This window comes from Glycomyces tenuis DSM 44171 (genome assembly GCF_000427885.1).
Classification (GTDB): Bacteria; Actinomycetota; Actinomycetes; order Mycobacteriales; family Micromonosporaceae; genus Glycomyces; species Glycomyces tenuis.
This window is the reverse complement of the sequence record NZ_ATYW01000023.1, coordinates 1-15747: the sequence shown is the minus strand read 5'-3', so window position 1 is coordinate 15747 and position 15747 is coordinate 1. Positions and strand designations below refer to the sequence as shown.

Annotated in this window: 18 protein-coding genes; 9 read left to right on the top strand and 9 right to left on the bottom strand. The window is 70.9% G+C overall.

Going from position 1 to position 15747, the window contains the following annotated elements:
• Positions 1 to 223: 223 nt before the first annotated feature.
• Genes YWW_RS0121520 through YWW_RS0121505 form a run of 4 tightly spaced genes read right to left on the bottom strand, consistent with a single transcriptional unit; the run spans position 224 to position 3619 of the window.
• Positions 224 to 838 carry a response regulator gene (locus YWW_RS0121520; RefSeq protein ID WP_026931724.1) on the bottom strand — a complete coding sequence of 205 codons (615 nt, stop codon included), beginning with the start codon at positions 836 to 838 and terminating at the stop codon, positions 224 to 226.
• Positions 835 to 1989: a sensor histidine kinase gene (locus tag YWW_RS0121515; RefSeq protein WP_026931723.1), complete on the bottom strand. Its 1155-nt coding sequence runs from the start codon at positions 1987 to 1989 to the stop codon at positions 835 to 837. Before YWW_RS0121515 ends, YWW_RS0121520 begins: the two co-directional genes overlap by 4 nt.
• A complete protein-coding gene (locus YWW_RS0121510; RefSeq protein WP_051326160.1) occupies positions 1986 to 2789 on the bottom strand; it encodes an ABC transporter permease in 804 nt (267 codons plus the stop codon). Before YWW_RS0121510 ends, YWW_RS0121515 begins: the two co-directional genes overlap by 4 nt.
• Entirely contained in the window at positions 2786 to 3619 is an 834-nt protein-coding gene (locus YWW_RS0121505; protein WP_026931721.1) for an ABC transporter ATP-binding protein, read from the bottom strand. Before YWW_RS0121505 ends, YWW_RS0121510 begins: the two co-directional genes overlap by 4 nt.
• 132 nt (positions 3620 to 3751) lie before the next feature.
• On the opposite strand from YWW_RS0121505, the gene YWW_RS0121500 reads away from it, so the two are divergent.
• The gene (locus tag YWW_RS0121500; RefSeq protein WP_026931720.1) at positions 3752 to 6874 is read left to right on the top strand and encodes an AfsR/SARP family transcriptional regulator; all 3123 of its coding nucleotides are present in this window, start codon (positions 3752 to 3754) and stop codon (positions 6872 to 6874) included.
• On the opposite strand, the gene YWW_RS32165 is transcribed toward YWW_RS0121500, so the two are convergent.
• The 4 genes from YWW_RS32165 to YWW_RS0121480 all read right to left on the bottom strand — a co-directional run bounded on the left by YWW_RS32165 (position 6858) and on the right by YWW_RS0121480 (position 10608).
• On the bottom strand, positions 6858 to 7400 hold the full coding sequence (locus YWW_RS32165; RefSeq protein ID WP_051326159.1) for a DUF4097 family beta strand repeat-containing protein: 543 nt from the start codon (positions 7398 to 7400) through the stop codon (positions 6858 to 6860). The genes YWW_RS0121500 and YWW_RS32165 overlap by 17 nt on opposite strands.
• 39 nt (positions 7401 to 7439) lie before the next feature.
• On the bottom strand, positions 7440 to 8219 hold the full coding sequence (locus YWW_RS0121490; protein ID WP_026931719.1) for an alpha/beta fold hydrolase: 780 nt from the start codon (positions 8217 to 8219) through the stop codon (positions 7440 to 7442).
• A 676-nt stretch (positions 8220 to 8895) separates the two neighbouring features.
• A complete protein-coding gene (locus YWW_RS0121485) occupies positions 8896 to 9165 on the bottom strand; it encodes a GntR family transcriptional regulator (RefSeq protein ID WP_026931718.1) in 270 nt (89 codons plus the stop codon).
• 603 nt (positions 9166 to 9768) lie between these two features.
• Entirely contained in the window at positions 9769 to 10608 is an 840-nt protein-coding gene (locus YWW_RS0121480) for a GntR family transcriptional regulator (RefSeq protein WP_026931717.1), read from the bottom strand.
• Between the two features lie 233 nt (positions 10609 to 10841).
• Here YWW_RS0121480 and YWW_RS37875 point away from each other — a divergent pair, with 233 nt between their 5' ends.
• The 8 genes from YWW_RS37875 (at position 10842) to YWW_RS0121440 (ending at position 15534) form a co-directional block, all read left to right on the top strand.
• Positions 10842 to 11468: an NUDIX domain-containing protein gene (locus YWW_RS37875; RefSeq protein ID WP_051326158.1), complete on the top strand. Its 627-nt coding sequence runs from the start codon at positions 10842 to 10844 to the stop codon at positions 11466 to 11468.
• Between the two features lie 100 nt (positions 11469 to 11568).
• The gene (locus YWW_RS0121470) at positions 11569 to 11775 is read left to right on the top strand and encodes a hypothetical protein (RefSeq protein WP_026931716.1); all 207 of its coding nucleotides are present in this window, start codon (positions 11569 to 11571) and stop codon (positions 11773 to 11775) included.
• An 88-nt stretch (positions 11776 to 11863) separates the two neighbouring features.
• Positions 11864 to 12325 (top strand): DUF3307 domain-containing protein, encoded by a 462-nt coding sequence (locus YWW_RS0121465; protein ID WP_211228651.1) that lies wholly within the window; start codon positions 11864 to 11866, stop codon positions 12323 to 12325.
• 101 nt (positions 12326 to 12426) lie between these two features.
• Positions 12427 to 12615, top strand: a complete 189-nt coding sequence (locus YWW_RS32155; protein ID WP_035698901.1) for a DUF6284 family protein — start codon at positions 12427 to 12429, stop codon at positions 12613 to 12615.
• Between the two features lie 9 nt (positions 12616 to 12624).
• Positions 12625 to 13104: a hypothetical protein gene (locus YWW_RS0121455; RefSeq protein WP_026931714.1), complete on the top strand. Its 480-nt coding sequence runs from the start codon at positions 12625 to 12627 to the stop codon at positions 13102 to 13104.
• Complete coding sequence (locus YWW_RS0121450) at positions 13101 to 13562, top strand: ASCH domain-containing protein (RefSeq protein ID WP_026931713.1); 462 nt, start codon at positions 13101 to 13103, stop codon at positions 13560 to 13562. Before YWW_RS0121455 ends, YWW_RS0121450 begins: the two co-directional genes overlap by 4 nt.
• Entirely contained in the window at positions 13559 to 14779 is a 1221-nt protein-coding gene (locus YWW_RS32150) for a DUF2637 domain-containing protein (protein ID WP_081687657.1), read from the top strand. Before YWW_RS0121450 ends, YWW_RS32150 begins: the two co-directional genes overlap by 4 nt.
• An 83-nt stretch (positions 14780 to 14862) precedes the next feature.
• Positions 14863 to 15534 carry a hypothetical protein gene (locus tag YWW_RS0121440; RefSeq protein ID WP_026931712.1) on the top strand — a complete coding sequence of 224 codons (672 nt, stop codon included), beginning with the start codon at positions 14863 to 14865 and terminating at the stop codon, positions 15532 to 15534.
• On the opposite strand, the gene YWW_RS35310 is transcribed toward YWW_RS0121440, so the two are convergent.
• A partial coding sequence (locus tag YWW_RS35310; protein ID WP_035705106.1) for an integrase core domain-containing protein occupies positions 15484 to 15747 on the bottom strand: 264 nt, incomplete at its 5' end. The two genes, YWW_RS0121440 and YWW_RS35310, sit on opposite strands and share 51 nt — an antisense overlap.

Below are 15747 nucleotides of genomic sequence, written 5' to 3'. Positions count from 1 at the left end.
GCGCTTCCGCAAGCGTCAGCGCGACGGCAAATGTGCGCTTCCGCAAGCGTCAGCGCGACGGCAAGCGGACGCGTCCGCGGAAGCGTCACCGCGGCCGCCCCGGCATCGCCATGGCGGCTTGACCGGCCATTTTACCAGGAATGCCTTGAAGTCGAAACACTCCCGTCTGCCAGGCGATACATCCGAGAACCCCTGAGCCTCAAGGGGCTTCCGTCCCGTCCGCTCACAGCTCGAGCAGCCCGCGCCTGATCGCGGACGTCACCGCCGCCGTGCGGTCGCCCACGCCCAGCTTCTGGTAACTGCGCAGCAGATGCGTCTTGACCGTGGCCTCGCTGATGTGCAGCCGCCTGCCGATCTCGGCGTTCGAGGCGCCGTCGGCCACCAGGCGCAGCACCTCGAGCTCGCGTTCGGACAGCTCGTGGCCGCGCGGGGACCGCACCGTGCCGACCAGCCGCGCCGCCACCGACGGGGCCAGGACCGTCTCGCCGCGCGCCGCGGCCCGGATCGCCCGCACCAGTTCGGCGATCGGCGTGTCCTTGAGCAGATAGCCGACCGCCCCGGCCGCCACGGCGCGGACGATGTCGGCGTCGGTCTCGTAGGTGGTCAGCACCACCACGTTCGCGGTCTTCGCGAGGTGCCCGGTGGCGGTGACGCCGTCGCCGCCGGGCATGCGCAGGTCCATGAGGACGACGTCCGGCGCCAGAGCGGCCGCCGTCGTCCGCGCCTCGGCGCCCGAGGCGGCCTCGCCGACGACCTCGATGTCCGGCTCGCCGGACAGCATGCCGCGCAGGCCCGCCCGCACCACCGGATGGTCGTCCACCAGCATCACCCTGATCACGCGGGCACCTCCAGTCGCACCGTCGCTCCTCGGCCCGGAGCCGAGTCCACTTCGAATCTCCCGCCGAGGCCGAGCACCCGGTTGCGGGTGCCGAGCAGCCCGAAGCCGGAAGCGGGGGCCTCGGGGTCGAAACCGGGGCCGTCGTCGGCGACCGACACTGCCACATCGGACTCGCGATAGGCGAGCCGCACCCGCACGCTCGCGCCCGCGGCGTGCTTGTCGACGTTGCGCAGCGCCTCCTGCACGGCCCGCACCAGCGCCACCGCCGTCGCGGGCGCCAGGTGCCGCGGCTCGCCGTCCACGACGAACGCCGCGCCCGCCGTCTCGGCCAGCTCGGCGAGCGAGGCCTCGGCCTGGACCGGCCCGGCGTCGTCGGTCGCCAGCGCCTCCACCATCGCCCTGGCCTCGGCCAGATTCGCGCGGGCGGTCCGCTCGATCAGGTCCAGATGCTCCTCGCGCCGCCGTTCGTCGACGGCCGCGCGCGAGGCCTGGGCCAGCATGACGATGCTGCTCAGCCCCTGCGTGACGGTGTCGTGGAGTTCGGCGGCCAGGCGCCGCCGCTCGGCGGCGACCCCGGCCTCGTGGGACAGCCGCTCCACTTCGGCGCGGCTGTCCTTGAGCTCCTCGATCAGCTCGAAGCGGTCGACGCTCTGGTCGATGACGCGGTGGATGAACACGCCGAAGGCGACCGACAGGGCCGCACCGGCGGCGCAGAACGGCACCGCCTCCAGTACGGTGCCGAGGGGCTCGCCGTCGACGGCGAGCACCAGCACCTGGACGAAGTTGAGCGCCACCACCACCGGGACGGTCGGCCGCCATGGGACGAGCCAGAACAGATGCGAGATGAGCGGCACCAGCAGCAGCAGGGCCTCGCGCTCGGTCAGCGCCAAGGGGATGAACAGCGCCGTCACCCCGAGGCGGTAGAGGTGCGCGAGCCGGGTGTCGGGCTCGGCGACGCTGAGGTCGACGGTGATGAGCCGCCGCCCCAGCACCAGGTACCACAGCACCAGCGCGGCGATCCACGCCGAGGCGGCCAGGCCGCCGCCGACCGAGTCGGCGGCGTTCCACACCAGCGCCGTCACGGCCGCGGTGGACAGCGCGAAGAACCACTCCCAGTAGCGGAAGCTCCGGCTCCACGCGTGCTGCCTCATCGGGTGAGACTGCTCCGCCAGCGAAAGGTCGTCAGGCACAGCACCAATCCTCCAACACACCACAGCGCCAGGACAACGGCGACCTTCCCCAGCTCCCACTGCCCGGCCGGCTCTTGGGCGGCCATGTGCTCGGGCAGGAGCGCGGCCCGGAAGCCCTGGGCGAGCCATTTGACGGGGAAGACCGAGCCGATGCCGGCCATCCAGTCCGGGAGCGTCTGGATCGGGGTGTAGACCCCGGAGATGAACAGCAGCACCGTGTACGGCAGCGTCGTCATCACCCCGGCGCTGCGGGCGCTGCGCGCCAGGCTGGAGGCGGCGATGCCCAGCAGGGAGCAGGCGGTGATCCCGAGGGCGAACAGCCACGCCACCGTCAGCCAGGCGCTCGCCTCGCTCGGCAGGGCGACGTCGAACATCAGCACGCCGATGGCCAGCAGCAGCACCAGTTCGGCGACGCTGGCCACGACGACCAGCACGATCTTGCCCAGGAAGAACGAGACCGGCGGCATGGGCAGGGAGCGCAGCCGCTTCAGGGTGCCGTCGTCGCGCTCGACGGCCAGAGCGGTGCCGAGGTTGACGAACGAGGTGGAGACGATCCCGGCGGCGGCGAAGCTGGCGGTGAGGACCTGGCCGCCGCCGACGGCCCCGGTGAGGGCGTCGCTGTCGAAGATGGAGCCCACCAGGGCCAGCAGCACGGCCGGGAAGGTGAAGGTGAAGACCACGGAGCTGCGCTCGCGGAAGAACTGCTTGAGCTCGACGGCGCCGCGGGCGGCCCCGATGCTCAGGGCGTTCGGCATGGTCATGCGATCGCCTCCTGACCGGTCAGGCGCAGATACGCGTCTTCGAGGGACGGGCGGGTGACGGTGAGTCCGGGGACCTCGCCGGCGTAGCCCGCGCTCAGTTCGGCGATCAGCGCGGCCGGCGTGTCGGTGGTCTTGCCGCCGTCCCGCCAGGAGACGGTGACCTCGCGGTCGTCGACCAGCTCGGCGACGGTGCCGCAGGCGCGGATGCGGCCCGACGCGATGACGGCGATCCGGTCGGCCAGCGCCTCGGCCTCGTCGAGGTAATGGGTGGTGAGCAGGATGGTGGTGCCGTCGGCGGCCAGGGAGCGGACGAGGTCCCAGAACCGGCGGCGCGCTTCGGGGTCGAAGCCGGTGGTGGGCTCGTCGAGGAACAGCAGCTCGGGGTTGCCGACGACGCCGAGCGCGACGTCGACGCGGCGGCGCTGGCCGCCGGAGAGCTGACGGATCTTCCGCTTCGCCTGCTCGGCGAGGCCGACCTCGGCGATCACGCGGCCCGGGTCGCGGGGGCGCGGGTAGTAGCCGGCGAAGTGCCTGACGACCTCCGCGACGGTGAGTTCGAGCAGGTCGCCCGCAGTCTGGGAGACGATGCCCAGGCGGGAGCGGAAGCGCCGGTCGGCCTGCGCGGGGTCGGTGCCGAGCACGGCGACCTCGCCGCCGTCCCGAGGCAGCTGGGCGGAGAGGATCTGCACGGTGGTGGACTTGCCGGCGCCGTTGGGGCCGAGGACGGCGAGGGTCTCGCCTCTGGTGACGTCGAGGTCGAGGCCGTCGACCGCGGGGGTTCCCCCGTAGCGCTTGCGCAGGCCGCGCACTCGGATCGCTGTGTCGTTCATGTGGTCCAGCGTGGCCCGCCGCGCTCGCCGCCGCGACGACCGCGCGGCCGAATCCGGCTGTCCACCGAGTGGTCGACACAGCCGGGCACGCGGCCTGGATGCCACGGCCGCCGATGCGGCAAGATTGCCGACGTGCGAATCGGAATACTCGGCCCGTTCGAAGTCCAGACCGGCGACGGGGCCGCGGTGGAGGTCCCCGGCGCCCGCCTGCGCGCGCTGCTGGCGGCGCTCGCGCTCGAACCCGGCCGGATCGTCCAGCGGGCGAGACTGGTCGACTGGATCTGGGGCGAGGAGCCGCCCGCCGACGAGGTGAACGCCCTGCAGGTCCTGGTCTCCAGGCTGCGCAAGGTCCTGCCGGACGGCTCGGTCGAGGCGAAGTCCGGCGGGTACCGGCTCGTCGTCGACTCCGACGAAGTGGACGTGAGCCGCTTCGAGTCGCTGCTCGCCCGCTCCCGCTCCGCCGAGGACCCCGAGCGGGTGGAGCTGCTGCGCTCGGCCCTGGACCTGTGGCGCGGAAGCCCCATGGAAGGCATCGCGCTGCTCGGCAGCAGGGCCTTCGACGCCGAGGTCGCCGGGCTGGGCGAGCGCCGCCTCGCCGTGCTCGGGGACCGGGTGGACGCGGAGATCCGCCTCGGCCGAGGCGCGGACCTGGTCCCCGAACTGACCGATCTGGTGGCGAGGTACCCGCTGCGGGAAGGCTTCGTCGCGGCCCTGATGCGCGCCCTCGCCGACTCCGGCCGGGGCGCCGAGGCCCTGACGGTCTACCGGGAGCTGTCCGAGCGGCTGGCCGACGAACTGGGAGCGGACCCCTCCGCCGAACTGTCGGCGCTGCACACCGCGCTGCTGCGCGGCGAGATCGGCGGGCGGGCGGAGAACCGCAGGACGAACCTGCGCGCCGAGCTGACCGCCTTCGTCGGCAAGGAGGACGGCGTCGCCGCCGTCGCCGCGCTCGCCGCCGGGCACCGCCTGGTCACCTTGACCGGCGCCGGCGGCTCCGGCAAGACCAGAACGGCCACCGAGACCGCGCGGAGGATGCTCGGCGAGCTGCCGGACGGGGCGTGGCTGGTGGAACTGGCCCCGCTGCGGGCGGGCGGCGAGCTCGCGCAGGCCGCGCTGACCGCGATCGGCCTGCGCGACCAGGCCCCGTCCGGCGGGGCCGCGGCCGGGGACGCGACGGACCGGCTCGTCGCCGCCGTCCGCGAGCGCGTGATGCTGCTGGTCCTGGACAACTGCGAGCACATGATCGAGGAGGTCTCGGTCTTCGCCGACCGGCTCCTCGGGGAATGCCGGAACCTGCGGATCATCGCCACGAGCCGGGAACCGCTCGGCATCACCGGAGAGGCGCTGTGGCAGGTCGAGCCGCTCGCCGTGCCCGCCGAGGACGCGGACCCGGCGGAGGCCGGCTCCTCGCCCGCGGTGCGGCTGCTGCGGGACCGGGCCGAGGCGGTGCGCAGGAACATCGGCTCCGACGAGCGGACCGTGGCCACGATGGCGCGGATCTGCCGGGCGCTCGACGGGATGCCGCTGGCGATCGAACTGGCCGCGGCCCGCCTGCGCACCATGTCCGTCGAGCAGCTGGCCGACCGGCTCGACGACCGCTTCCAGCTCCTGACCGGCGGCAGCCGCACGGCGCTGCCCCACCACAGGACGCTGCGCGCCGTCGTGGACTGGAGCTGGGACCTGCTGAGCGAGGCCGAACGCCGGTTGCTGCGGCGGCTGTCGGTGTTCACCGGCGGAGTGAGCCTGGAAGCGGCCGAACGGGTGTGCCCCGAAGGGGAGTACGCGCTCGACCTGCTGACCTCCTTGACCGAGAAGTCGCTGCTGCGCTCCTACGGCGAAGGCGCGCCGCGGTACCGGATGCTGGGCACCATCAGGGAGTACGCGGCGCAGCGGCTCGCCGAGGCCGGAGAGGCCGAGTCGGCGCGCCAGGCGCGCCTGGCCCACGTCACCGAGCTGGCCGAGACCGCCGACCCGCACCTGCGCCGCGCCGAGCAGCTGGAATGGCTGGCCGCGCTCGAAGCCGAGCACGACGACATCGGCGCAGCCCTGCGCGGCGCCGTCGCCGAAGGGCGGGCCGAGGAGGCGATGCGGCTGGCCGGGGCCGCGGGCTGGTACTGGTACCTCGGCGGGCACCGGGCCGAGGGCACCGAGCTGGCCGTCGCCGCCGCCTCCCTCGAAGGCGAGGTGCCCGACGAGGTGCGGGCGCTGGTGTACAACCTCGTGGCGCTGTTCCTGTCCTCCGGGTACGGCGGCGACCAGTACCGGGCGCGGGAGTGGATCGAGAAGGCGCACCGGTCCGCCGAGCGCAGCGGGTACCACCACCCGATGCTCGGCTTCGTCCGGCCGCTGGAGCGGATGCTGCGGGAACCGGAGAACTTCCTGCCCGCGTTCGACCCGCTCGTCGCCGACGCCGACCCGTGGGTGCGCGCGCAGGCCAGGCTCGCCCGCGGCCGGCTGCGGCTCTCGCTCGGCCGCGACGAGACCGATGTGGACGACGACATCGAGACCGCCCTCGCCGAGTTCCGCGCGCTGGGCGACCGGTGGGGCGTCTCCTCGGCGCTGACCTTCCTCGCCGACCGGCTCGCCGCGCGCGGCGAGTTCGCGTCCGCGTGCGAGCACTACGAGGAGGCGATCGCGGCGCTGACCGCGCTGGGCTCCACCGAAGAGGTGGTCGGGCTGCGGACGCGGCAGGCCCGGCTGTACTGGATGCTCGGCGACGAGCGGTCCTGCGACGCCGCCATGGCGCGGGCGCGGCGGTTCGCCGAGGGGATCACCTGGCCGGACACGCTCGCCGAGCTGGCGTTCGCGAGGGCGCAGCTGGCGCTGTGGCGCGGCGAGCCCGAAGCGGCGCGCGAGCAGCTGGCGACGGTCGAGAACTCCGGCGGCGAACGCAGCGGCATCCACGTCATGGCCGAGCACCTGCGCGGCTACCTCGCCGAGGACCTCGACCGGTCCGGCGCCCACCGGGCCGAGGCGCTCCGCGCCGCCGTCGAGTTGGGCTATCCGCCGATGATCGCGCAGGCGCTGGTGGGGATCGCGGACCTCGCGATGCGCCGAGGAGACGAGGAGCAGGCCGTGCGGTTGCTCGCGGCGAGCGACGGCGTGCGCGGCACGCCGGACCGCTCCCAGCCCGACGCCGACCGGATCGCCGAGGACGCGCGAAGCCGCCTCGGCGAAACGGCGTTCGCCGAGGCGGTCCGCGACGGGCAGGGCTCGGACTGGCGCGAGCTGGCCGAGGTCACGCTCGCCCGGTGAGCTCGGGCCGGGCGCGGTGGACGACGATGTCGCCGCCCGCGTTCTCGACCGTCGCGCCGCCGTCGGCCCGGCGGATCCGGACGTCCCCGTTGCCGCGGACCTCGGCCCGGCCGGTCACGTGGTCCACGATCACCTTGCCGTCGCCGACCCGCAATCGCGCCTCGGCGGCCCGACCGACCCGGATGTCCCCGATGGCGGTCGTCAGCCGGCACGAGCCGACCGCGCCTCGGACGAGGTGCTCGCCCTGCTCGGTCTGGCCGCGCACGTCCGAGCCGGTCGGCAGCTCGACCAGCACCCTGACCGAGCCGTGCTTGCCGGCGGACGCCGCGCGCGGCGCGACCGTCAGCCTCCCGTCGGCGAACTCGACGCCGAGCCGTTCGGCGGCCTCGACGTCCAGCCGCCGGGACGGGTCGAGCGGGTGGACCTCGACGACGGTGTCGGCGCGGTCCGAGGCGATGAAGCGGACGTCCCCGAGGACGATGTCGACGACGGCGGAGATCGGAGCGGGAGTGTCGAAAGCAGGCATGATGGCGCCCTCCTGAGTCGTTGTCGATGGACGGTGCGGTCAGCGCTGCCCGACAACGGCCGCCTCGGTCTCGCGCACGGCCCGGGCGACGGCCCGGAAGTCCTTGCGCAGGATCTGGGAGTGGTTGCTGTCGACCTTCGCGCTGATCTGGAGGTTCGGGTTCCGGGCGAGCACCGGGTCGAGCGAGGCCCGCACCGCTTCCATTTCCTCGTCGCCCGCGCCGAGGTTGCCGCTGGTGGCCAGGACGTACCGCACCGGGCAGGCGATGCGCTCGAGGACCGGGGCCATCGCGGCCGTGATCTCGTTGACCTCGATGTTGTTCTCGGCGTGCTCGGCGGCGGTCATCTTCGCGGACAGGCCCAGCGGGCGCACCAGCGGCAGCAGCCACCGCATCCTGTGGAACAGCCTGCGGATCCGCTCGCGGCCCTCCTCGCCGGTCAGACCGTACGGCATGGCGCCGTCCACGGACACCACTCCGGCGACGCGGTCCGGGTTCCGCTCGGCCCAGTGGGCTCCGAGCGTCGCGCCGTAGGACCAGCCGACGAGCAGCGGGCGTTCCACGCCGGTGGCTTCGAGGACGGCGTCGATGTCGCTGAGGCACGCCTCGAAGGAGTTGTCCGCCGAGCGCCCCGACTTGCCTCGGGCCCGCGGGTCGAAGGTGATGTGCCGGTAGTCGGCGCCGAGCTCGGCGAGCACGGGCCGCCAGGGCCGCTGTCCGGCGTAGCCGCCGTTCAGGTAGACGACGGGGCGGCCGGGGCCGCCGGTGTCGTTGGCGTCCAGGACGGTGTCGGCGACGGGGATCCTGAGGTGGCGGGTCATGGTCTTCCTCCAGGTCGTTGCTGTGTTGAAGCAACGATCGCCCGCCGTCCTGTCAGAGGCCCGTCCCCGCGCTGTCACGGCCGTGCCGAGGCATGAAATCCGCCGGGGCCCCCGGCCCGCCGTCCTCGCGGCCGTGCTCTTGAGGCCGCCGCCGTCGAGGACGTCCAGGCGCCCGACCTCTGCCCTCGCCATCACCCGCGGCGGCGCCGAAGCCTCGCCGCGCGTCCGCGCTCGCGTCGACCGGCCGGCCGATCCCATCCGTTCCGGATCCGTTCCAGGGGTGCGGGAAAGGCTGAGGGCCGGGTGCATACCCGGCCCTGACCTGTGTCCATGGGTGCCCCAGGCAGGATTCGAACCTGCGACGCACGGTTTAGGAAACCGACGAACGAACCCGCCGTGACCTGCTGCCTAGGCAAGATCCCCCCGAAAATCTGACCACATTCTGACTTGCGGCCCCAGATTCGACCCTGAACCCGGCCCTTGGGGTCGGTAGTTGACACCCGATGCTCAGCGAGAGTGCTCGCGCCCAAGCCAAGCGCCAGAAATGCTTAGTATAGGCTCTGACCTGCGGAAATGCAACCCTCTGAGGGGCATTCTAAGCGACTTTTAGACGCTGTCCCTGCTTAGATATAGGGCCGGATCGCCTGAAGCGCGCTGAGCGGACCGTTTTTCGAGGTCAATCGGCTTGTTCGCCTTGGATATCGGGATGGGACACGAACGTGCCTCGGCCGTGAACGACGAACACGACGCCGTCGTCGACGAGAACGCGGATGGCCTTGCGGACGGTCTCACGGGCGATGCCGTAGGTCTGCACGAGTTGGGCCTCGGAGGGGATCGGGCGGTTGGGTTGCCAGTCGCCACGGTCGATGCGGGCGCGAAGGATTTCGACGAGTTGCCGGAAGACCGGCACCGGGCCCTCGTGGTCGATCTCGGCGTCTGGGTCCATGAGCCTGACGCTAGACGTGAAGGCGCGCCCACCTAGCAGGATCAACGTATCTAGACGACTATAGACGTCTTATCGTAGACTGAGGTCCTTCCAGGCTCGACGCTCTACGACTGCGAGGAGGCGCACGGCCCGATGTCCGCCGACCGTGACCACGAGCAGCCCTCCGCGCCGACCAACGCGCCGCAAGCGGCCCGCAACTCAGCCGCCTTCCACATACCGACCCGCCATATGTGCATCTGCCAGTGCTGCCGCCGAACCTGGCCATGCCCGGACGCCGACCCCAAGCGATGGCCACGGCTCTATCCGCTACCCCAGACGTAAGACCCCTGGCCAAAATGGCCAATATGGCCAGAATTCCAGCTTGTGCGGGTTGACCTGCGGAAATACCCGATGCGTCGGCATGGCCAGAATTCGGACAGAAATCAACCGGACATGGCCAGAATTCAGTCCGGCGCGGCCTGCCCGTGGAATTCTGGCCATGCCTCCTCCATTTCTGTCCGAATTCTGGCCATGCCGGAGTTCAGGACATTTCCCCAGCTCAGAAGCGACGTTTTGAAATTCTGGCCATATTGGCCATATTGGCCAAGGACTCAGAGCTTCAGCTCACTGGCGGAGCTTGGCCACCAGTTCCTTGGCTTGATCGAGCAGCGGCGAACCGCTCAGAGAGTTGTCGACCACGAAATGGTCTATGGCGGGGCGGTAGTCAAGGTCGATGTTGGCCAGGTACTGACTCCAGTTTGCGAGCTTGGTCGCATCCCGCGCGGCACCTCGACCGCGTAGGTATGTGTGCATCGACTCGGCGTCGCAGTAAACCCAGATGACCATCAGCCGGGCTCCGGTTGCGTCACAGAGAGACTGGAGGCGCTGAATCCAGGCTTCGTCCTTCAACTCCCTGATGAAGGGAGCTGTGGCAATGACGTTGCTTCCAGAGGTGAGGTTTTCAGTGATGGTGGCCATTACCGCTTCGTACTCGCGCGGTCGGACCTGGTTGAGGTAGATGTCCGACTCGCGGTCGTTGGGCGAAGTGCCCATCACCTCAAGGGCCGTCTCGACGACGGGGCGCGTGGTCGTGTCCTTGTCGACCATCGCCCAGCTTGTCAGACGTGCCAGCGTTCTGCCAAGTTCTGACTTTCCGCTGCCTGCGTAACCACCGATGAGGATGAGATGGGGCATTGAGGTCTCCACCTCTCGGGTTTCCGCCTGGTCGGGAGCGTGGACGACCCGTCCCGCGCGCGGCTTCGATATGACGAGACCTTCATCGGTCAGCTTGCTCATTGCCTTGGCGACGACGGGGGAGCTGACGCCGAACTGCACCGCCTGCTCTCGGTCGGATGGGAGCTTCTGGCCGTGGCGGAGCTTGCCCGACTCAATGTCGTTCCTGATGATCCTGGCGATCTGCTCGTGTTTGGAGCCTCCGGTAACCAGCATTCGTTCGTCGGTCATCCCACATCCTCTCAGTTGAGAGCAAGCCTATCAGCTGCGTTCTGTAGGTGAACAGCATCTACCAGCGGCATTAATCCAACATTCCCAACATTCGGGAACTTTCTAGGTATCAGTTGACTCTGAAACTTATCAACTGATAACTTCTATGTATCGCCGGTCACGGCAAGTGGCCAGCGACACGAGGCCACCGTCCGGTGTCCTTCCCGTCCGCCAAGACACGACAGGAGCAATGCATGTCTTTCAACATCACCGTTTCGGGTGGCCCGGATGCCACCGACCCGCGCGTCATCGACTGGCCGGTGCGGCAGGAGCGCGCGGTGGTCCCGTTCAACGTGGACGTCGATGGCCTGCCGATCAACCCGGTCGAGCCGTCCCTGCCCGCCGGTCGGGGCGGCCTGTGGCACTGGGGTGAGGCCGTCGCGGCCGACGCGATCGTGTTCGCCTTCGACGCCGTCGGCGCCCGGCACCTGCTGATGGTCGAGCGAGGCGACGACCACGGCTGGGCACTGCCGGGCGGGATGCTCGACTCCGGCGAGACGCCCCAGACCGCTGCCGCGCGTGAGCTGGCCGAAGAGACCGGGCTCGTCCTCGACGCCGAGGCGTTCGCCATGCTCCCGGGCCGGTACGTCCCGGACCCGCGTGCGGGCCGGGCCGCGTGGATGGTCACCGTTCCCGGCGTCGCCGTGCTCCACACGCCCGCTCTGCCCGAGGTGGACGGCCGCGACGACGCGCGCCGGGCGGCCTGGCTGCCTGCCGCCTCCTACGCCCAGTTGGCCGTCGCGGTCGCCGATCGGGGCGGGGAGCTCTTCGCCGCCCATGTCGGCCTGTTGCGTGACCAGTTCGCCCAGCTCACCGTTTGACCGGCGAAACGCCCGGCCCCGCATAGGGGTCGAGCGTCCGGGCCCGGGTGGCTCCCGGCCCGCTGATGAGCCAAGCCGAACCTGCATAAGGAGCAACGCCATGTGGAGCCGACACACCAACCACTACCGCAACGAGTACAACCGCCTGCTCGATGGCGCGATGGCCGCTGACGAGCGAGGCGACCGCAAGGAAACCAACCGCATCATGCGTGAGGTCCGCAAGGCCGAGACCGCCTTGGAGCAGTCGCGCCAGGAAGACGAGCGCGGCTGGAGCGAGTCTCGCTGGCCTTCTCGCAGGAGCCGCTAGGCGAAACCAGGCCCGTGCTACGGGGGCGGGTCTGGTCCATTCCGGGTGGCTTCCGGGGTGCTGATGAGCCAAGCCGATTTCGTCCGTCATGAAAGACCTGGAGTTGCTGATGAACACCCTTGCTATCGCGTCGTTCGGAGCCGTGTATGGCGCGCTGTGGGCCGCGCACCAGGTGGGGGACCACTGGGTGCAGAGCCACCACCAGAGCCAGGCCAAGGCTGAGTCCGGATGGTCTGGCCGCCTGCACTGCATCGCTCACGTCGTCACTTATACGGCCACGGCGCTTGCGGCGCTGCTGGCCTTGGTGTTCGTGGTCGGCCTGCCGCTGTCGGTGCCGTTCACCGTCGCTGGGTTGGTGTTCTCCGCTGTCACGCACTACTTCGCTGATCGTCGGGCTCCGCTGCTGTGGCTGGCCCGCGCCACTGGTCATGGCGAGTTCACCGAGGTCAAGGGCGGCGGCATCAACGGCCCGTACCTGCTCGACCAGTCATTTCACGCCGGATGCCTGTTCGTCGCGTCCGTGCTGATCGCCGCTGGCGCCAACGTCTAGGGCGAAACCAGGCGGCACGCCTGGTCCGGTGTCGGGTGGCTCCCGGCCCGCTGATGAGCCAAGCCAATCCCGTCCGCCAAGACACTGCCTGGGAGGCACCTGTGACCACCACTAAGACCGCGCTCGACTGGTTCGATTCCGAGCCGACCGCATCTGAGCTGGCCGCGATCGAGGCCGAGTGGCCTGTCATCGCCGCTGAGATCTCTGTCCTTGACCGCTTGGTCGAGTTCGACGCCATCGGCGCGCTCGACGACCTCGACGCCTCCGGCGTCGACTTCTCACTGTCGTAGGAGGCTGCCGTGACCGAAGCGATCACCACCGCCGACCTCGCTGCCGAGATGTTCGCCGCCGATATGAGCGTCGAGGATGAAATCGCGCAGCTCCGCAACCGTGCGCGCTCGGCTGCGCTGGCCGACCTGTTCGGCCCGCACCTGCCCGCGCACCTGCCGCCGCTGCGGCTGAACTGCCTCACCGACTGCGCAGGCAACCCCCGGCTCAGTGCCTCCCCGGTGAAATCCCGTACGCCGAGGGGTACCGAGGCCCAAGCCGAAGCGTTCGCGGCCTGGCTGGTCGACCAAGGCGTTGAGGACTACACCGTCAAGGTCGCCGAGAGCGAGCCCGGCCCAACCATGTTCGCCGTGCGGGTGCACCTGGCGGGCTTGGCGGTGACCCTGCGCCTGTTCTTCTGGCCCTGGGAAGTCAATGCCGAGGCCGCCGAGGCCCTGGTCGCCAAGGCGATCGAGGCCGCCCGTGCGGACGCTGTGGAGGTGGCGGCATGACCGTCACCGTCATCCGGGCGCTGACCGTTCGCCAGCCCTGGGCGCATCTGATCGCCCGTGGCGGCAAGACCGTCGAGAACCGCACTCGCCGCACGCACTGGCGCGGCCCGGTTCTGATCCACGCCGCCAAGACCCTCCCGGTCGCCCAGTGGGCCCGGGCCCGGGGGCGGTTCGGGCAATCGGCGGTTCCCGAGCGTGAGGCGCTGCCGCTCGGGGCCGTGGTCGCCGTCGCCGACCTGACCGAGTGCCACGGTTCGGGCTGGCCCTGGCGCTGCAACAGCGGCGCATGTGCCCGCTGGGGCGACCACGGCCCCGAGACCTGGCACTGGGTCCTGGCCAATGTCCGCCCGCTCCTCGACCCGATCCCGGCCCGAGGCCAACTGGGCCTGTGGACCCCCGCCAACGAGCTTGCCGCCGCTGTCGCGACGGCCCTGCCCGCAAAGGAGGACCAGCGATGACCGCTCCAGTGACCACGTACGCCGAGGCGGACGCTCGGGCCAAGGCACACCGGATCGCCGCGACCACCGACGCGAAGATCGCCGCGGCTGACGCTGAGACCGAGCGCAAGATCCGCGCCAAGGAGGCTGAAGCCGAGCTGGCGCGCAAGCGCGCCGAAGCCGCCCTGGCTGAGCGTGAGGCCAAGGCCGCCGCTCGGGACGCCGAGGCGGCTCGGAAGGCGCAGCGGCGCGCCCAGCGGCGCGAGGCCCGCGCGGCCCGCCACTCCGAGGCGTTCGCCTCGGTCATCGGCTACGCGCGCGGCAACGCCCCAGCCGTGTACTCCGCTGGGATCTACGGCATGGCCCTGTACGTGGCCGTCTCGGGCCAGATCTCGGTCGCCACCGAGCGCGGCTGGCCGGTCGCGATCGGGATCGGCATGGCCGCGTTCCTGGAAGGCACCGCCCTGTCGATGGCGCTGACGGCCCACCAGCAGCGCCTCAAGGGCGAACGCGCGCTCACCCCGCGCATCATGACCTGGGTCGCCGCGTCTTTCGCGGCCGCGATCAACTTCGGCGCGCACGCCGACGACCTGGTCATGGCCGCCGTCCTCGGCGCCTCATCCCTGGCCGCGATCGTGGTGTGGGAGGTCCGCTCCGGCGCCAAGCATCGTGACGCGCTGCGCCGCCTCGGGCTCATCCCCGACCCGCCCGAGCGGTTCGGGTGGCGCCGCTGGGTCCGCTACCCGCGCTCGACCTTCGCCGCCTGGAGCCTGGATGTGCGCTCGCGTGTCGGCACCGGCGCCGCCGAGCTGCTCGCCCGGGTCGACGCCGACCGGACCGAGCGGGCCGCCGCTAAGGCCGATGCCGCCCGCACTGCCGAGCGTGACGCGAAGACCGCTGAGAAGGCCGCACGCCGCGACGCCGCGAAACTGACCCGCGCCGAGCGCAAGGCCACCAAGCAGACCGACCGCGCCGCCAAGGACACAACCACTAACCGGACCAACGCCGAGGTTCCCGCTAAGCCGCATCGCAAGGCCCGTACCGGTACCGCCAAGCGCGGCAAGGGCAAGGGCCCGACCGATGCCGCCTTGGTCGACCGCATCCGCGCTATCGAGGCCGACACCGGCCGACCGGTGTCGATCAACCGGGCCCGCACCGATCTGGGCATCGGCACCGACCGGGCCCGCCGCGTCCTCGCGCTCGCCGCCGAGCCCACCACCGTCCCGTCCGCCAACTGACGTACCGCCACGGGTGTGGCGCGGCATCGCTGCTCGACCGCGCCACACCCACCACCCCCTGAGAGGGAAGGGAGCCAACCACTATGACGATTGAAAACTTCGACTGGCAGGCCGCCGAGGACGACGTCAACGGCCGCAAGCCCGAAATCGAGACCATCACCCCCGACGACGACTACGCCGACGCTGGCGCGGTCCTGGTCGACGATGCGGTCGCGCACGCGGCATGGGACGCGCCGACCACCGACAAGCGCGCGCCGATCCTTCCGGCGTGGGCCACGTCCCGTACCGGTCTGCTCGACCAGGCCGCCCGGTACGGGCGTCTCGCGGCGTACCGGTGCGCCTACCACGCGGTGCGGTTCCCGCTCTACAGCGCCCGACTGCTCGCGTGGGCGCCGGTCGGTACGGCCCGCCTCACTGGTGCGGTCTGGCACTGGGCGTCGGATGCCGAGGGCCGCCCCGCCCGCGCCGACGCCGTTGCCGGTCACGACTGGCAGGCGTACCAGAGCTTGGCCCGGCTGCGGGATCGGCGAGTCCGCTGGCGCGGCATCGTATGCGCCGCCACCGGCCTGGGCCTGGCCGCTACCGGTACGGCCCTCGCACTGGCCGCCCCGCCGGTCGCGGTCTGGGGTACCGGTACGGCCGTCGTTGCTGGGCTCGGTCTGCTCGGCAAGCCCGGGGCTTACCCCTTTGGTGTTGACACCGTCCTATGCGGCGATGGCGAGGCTAGCTTGCCGTTGTTCGTAGTCGATCGGTGAGATCTGGCCCAGAGACGAGTGTCTCCGGGTCGTGTTGTAATCGGTGATCCAGGACTCGACCTGGAAGCGAGCCTCCAATGCGTTCGCGAAGGTCCGGCGTCCTTGCAGGACTTCTCGTTTGAGCGTGGCGTTGAACGATTCGGCGAGGGCGTTGTCAGCCGAGGATCCGACCCGGGCCCGCGATTGCATGACGCCAAGTTCGTTGCAGCACTT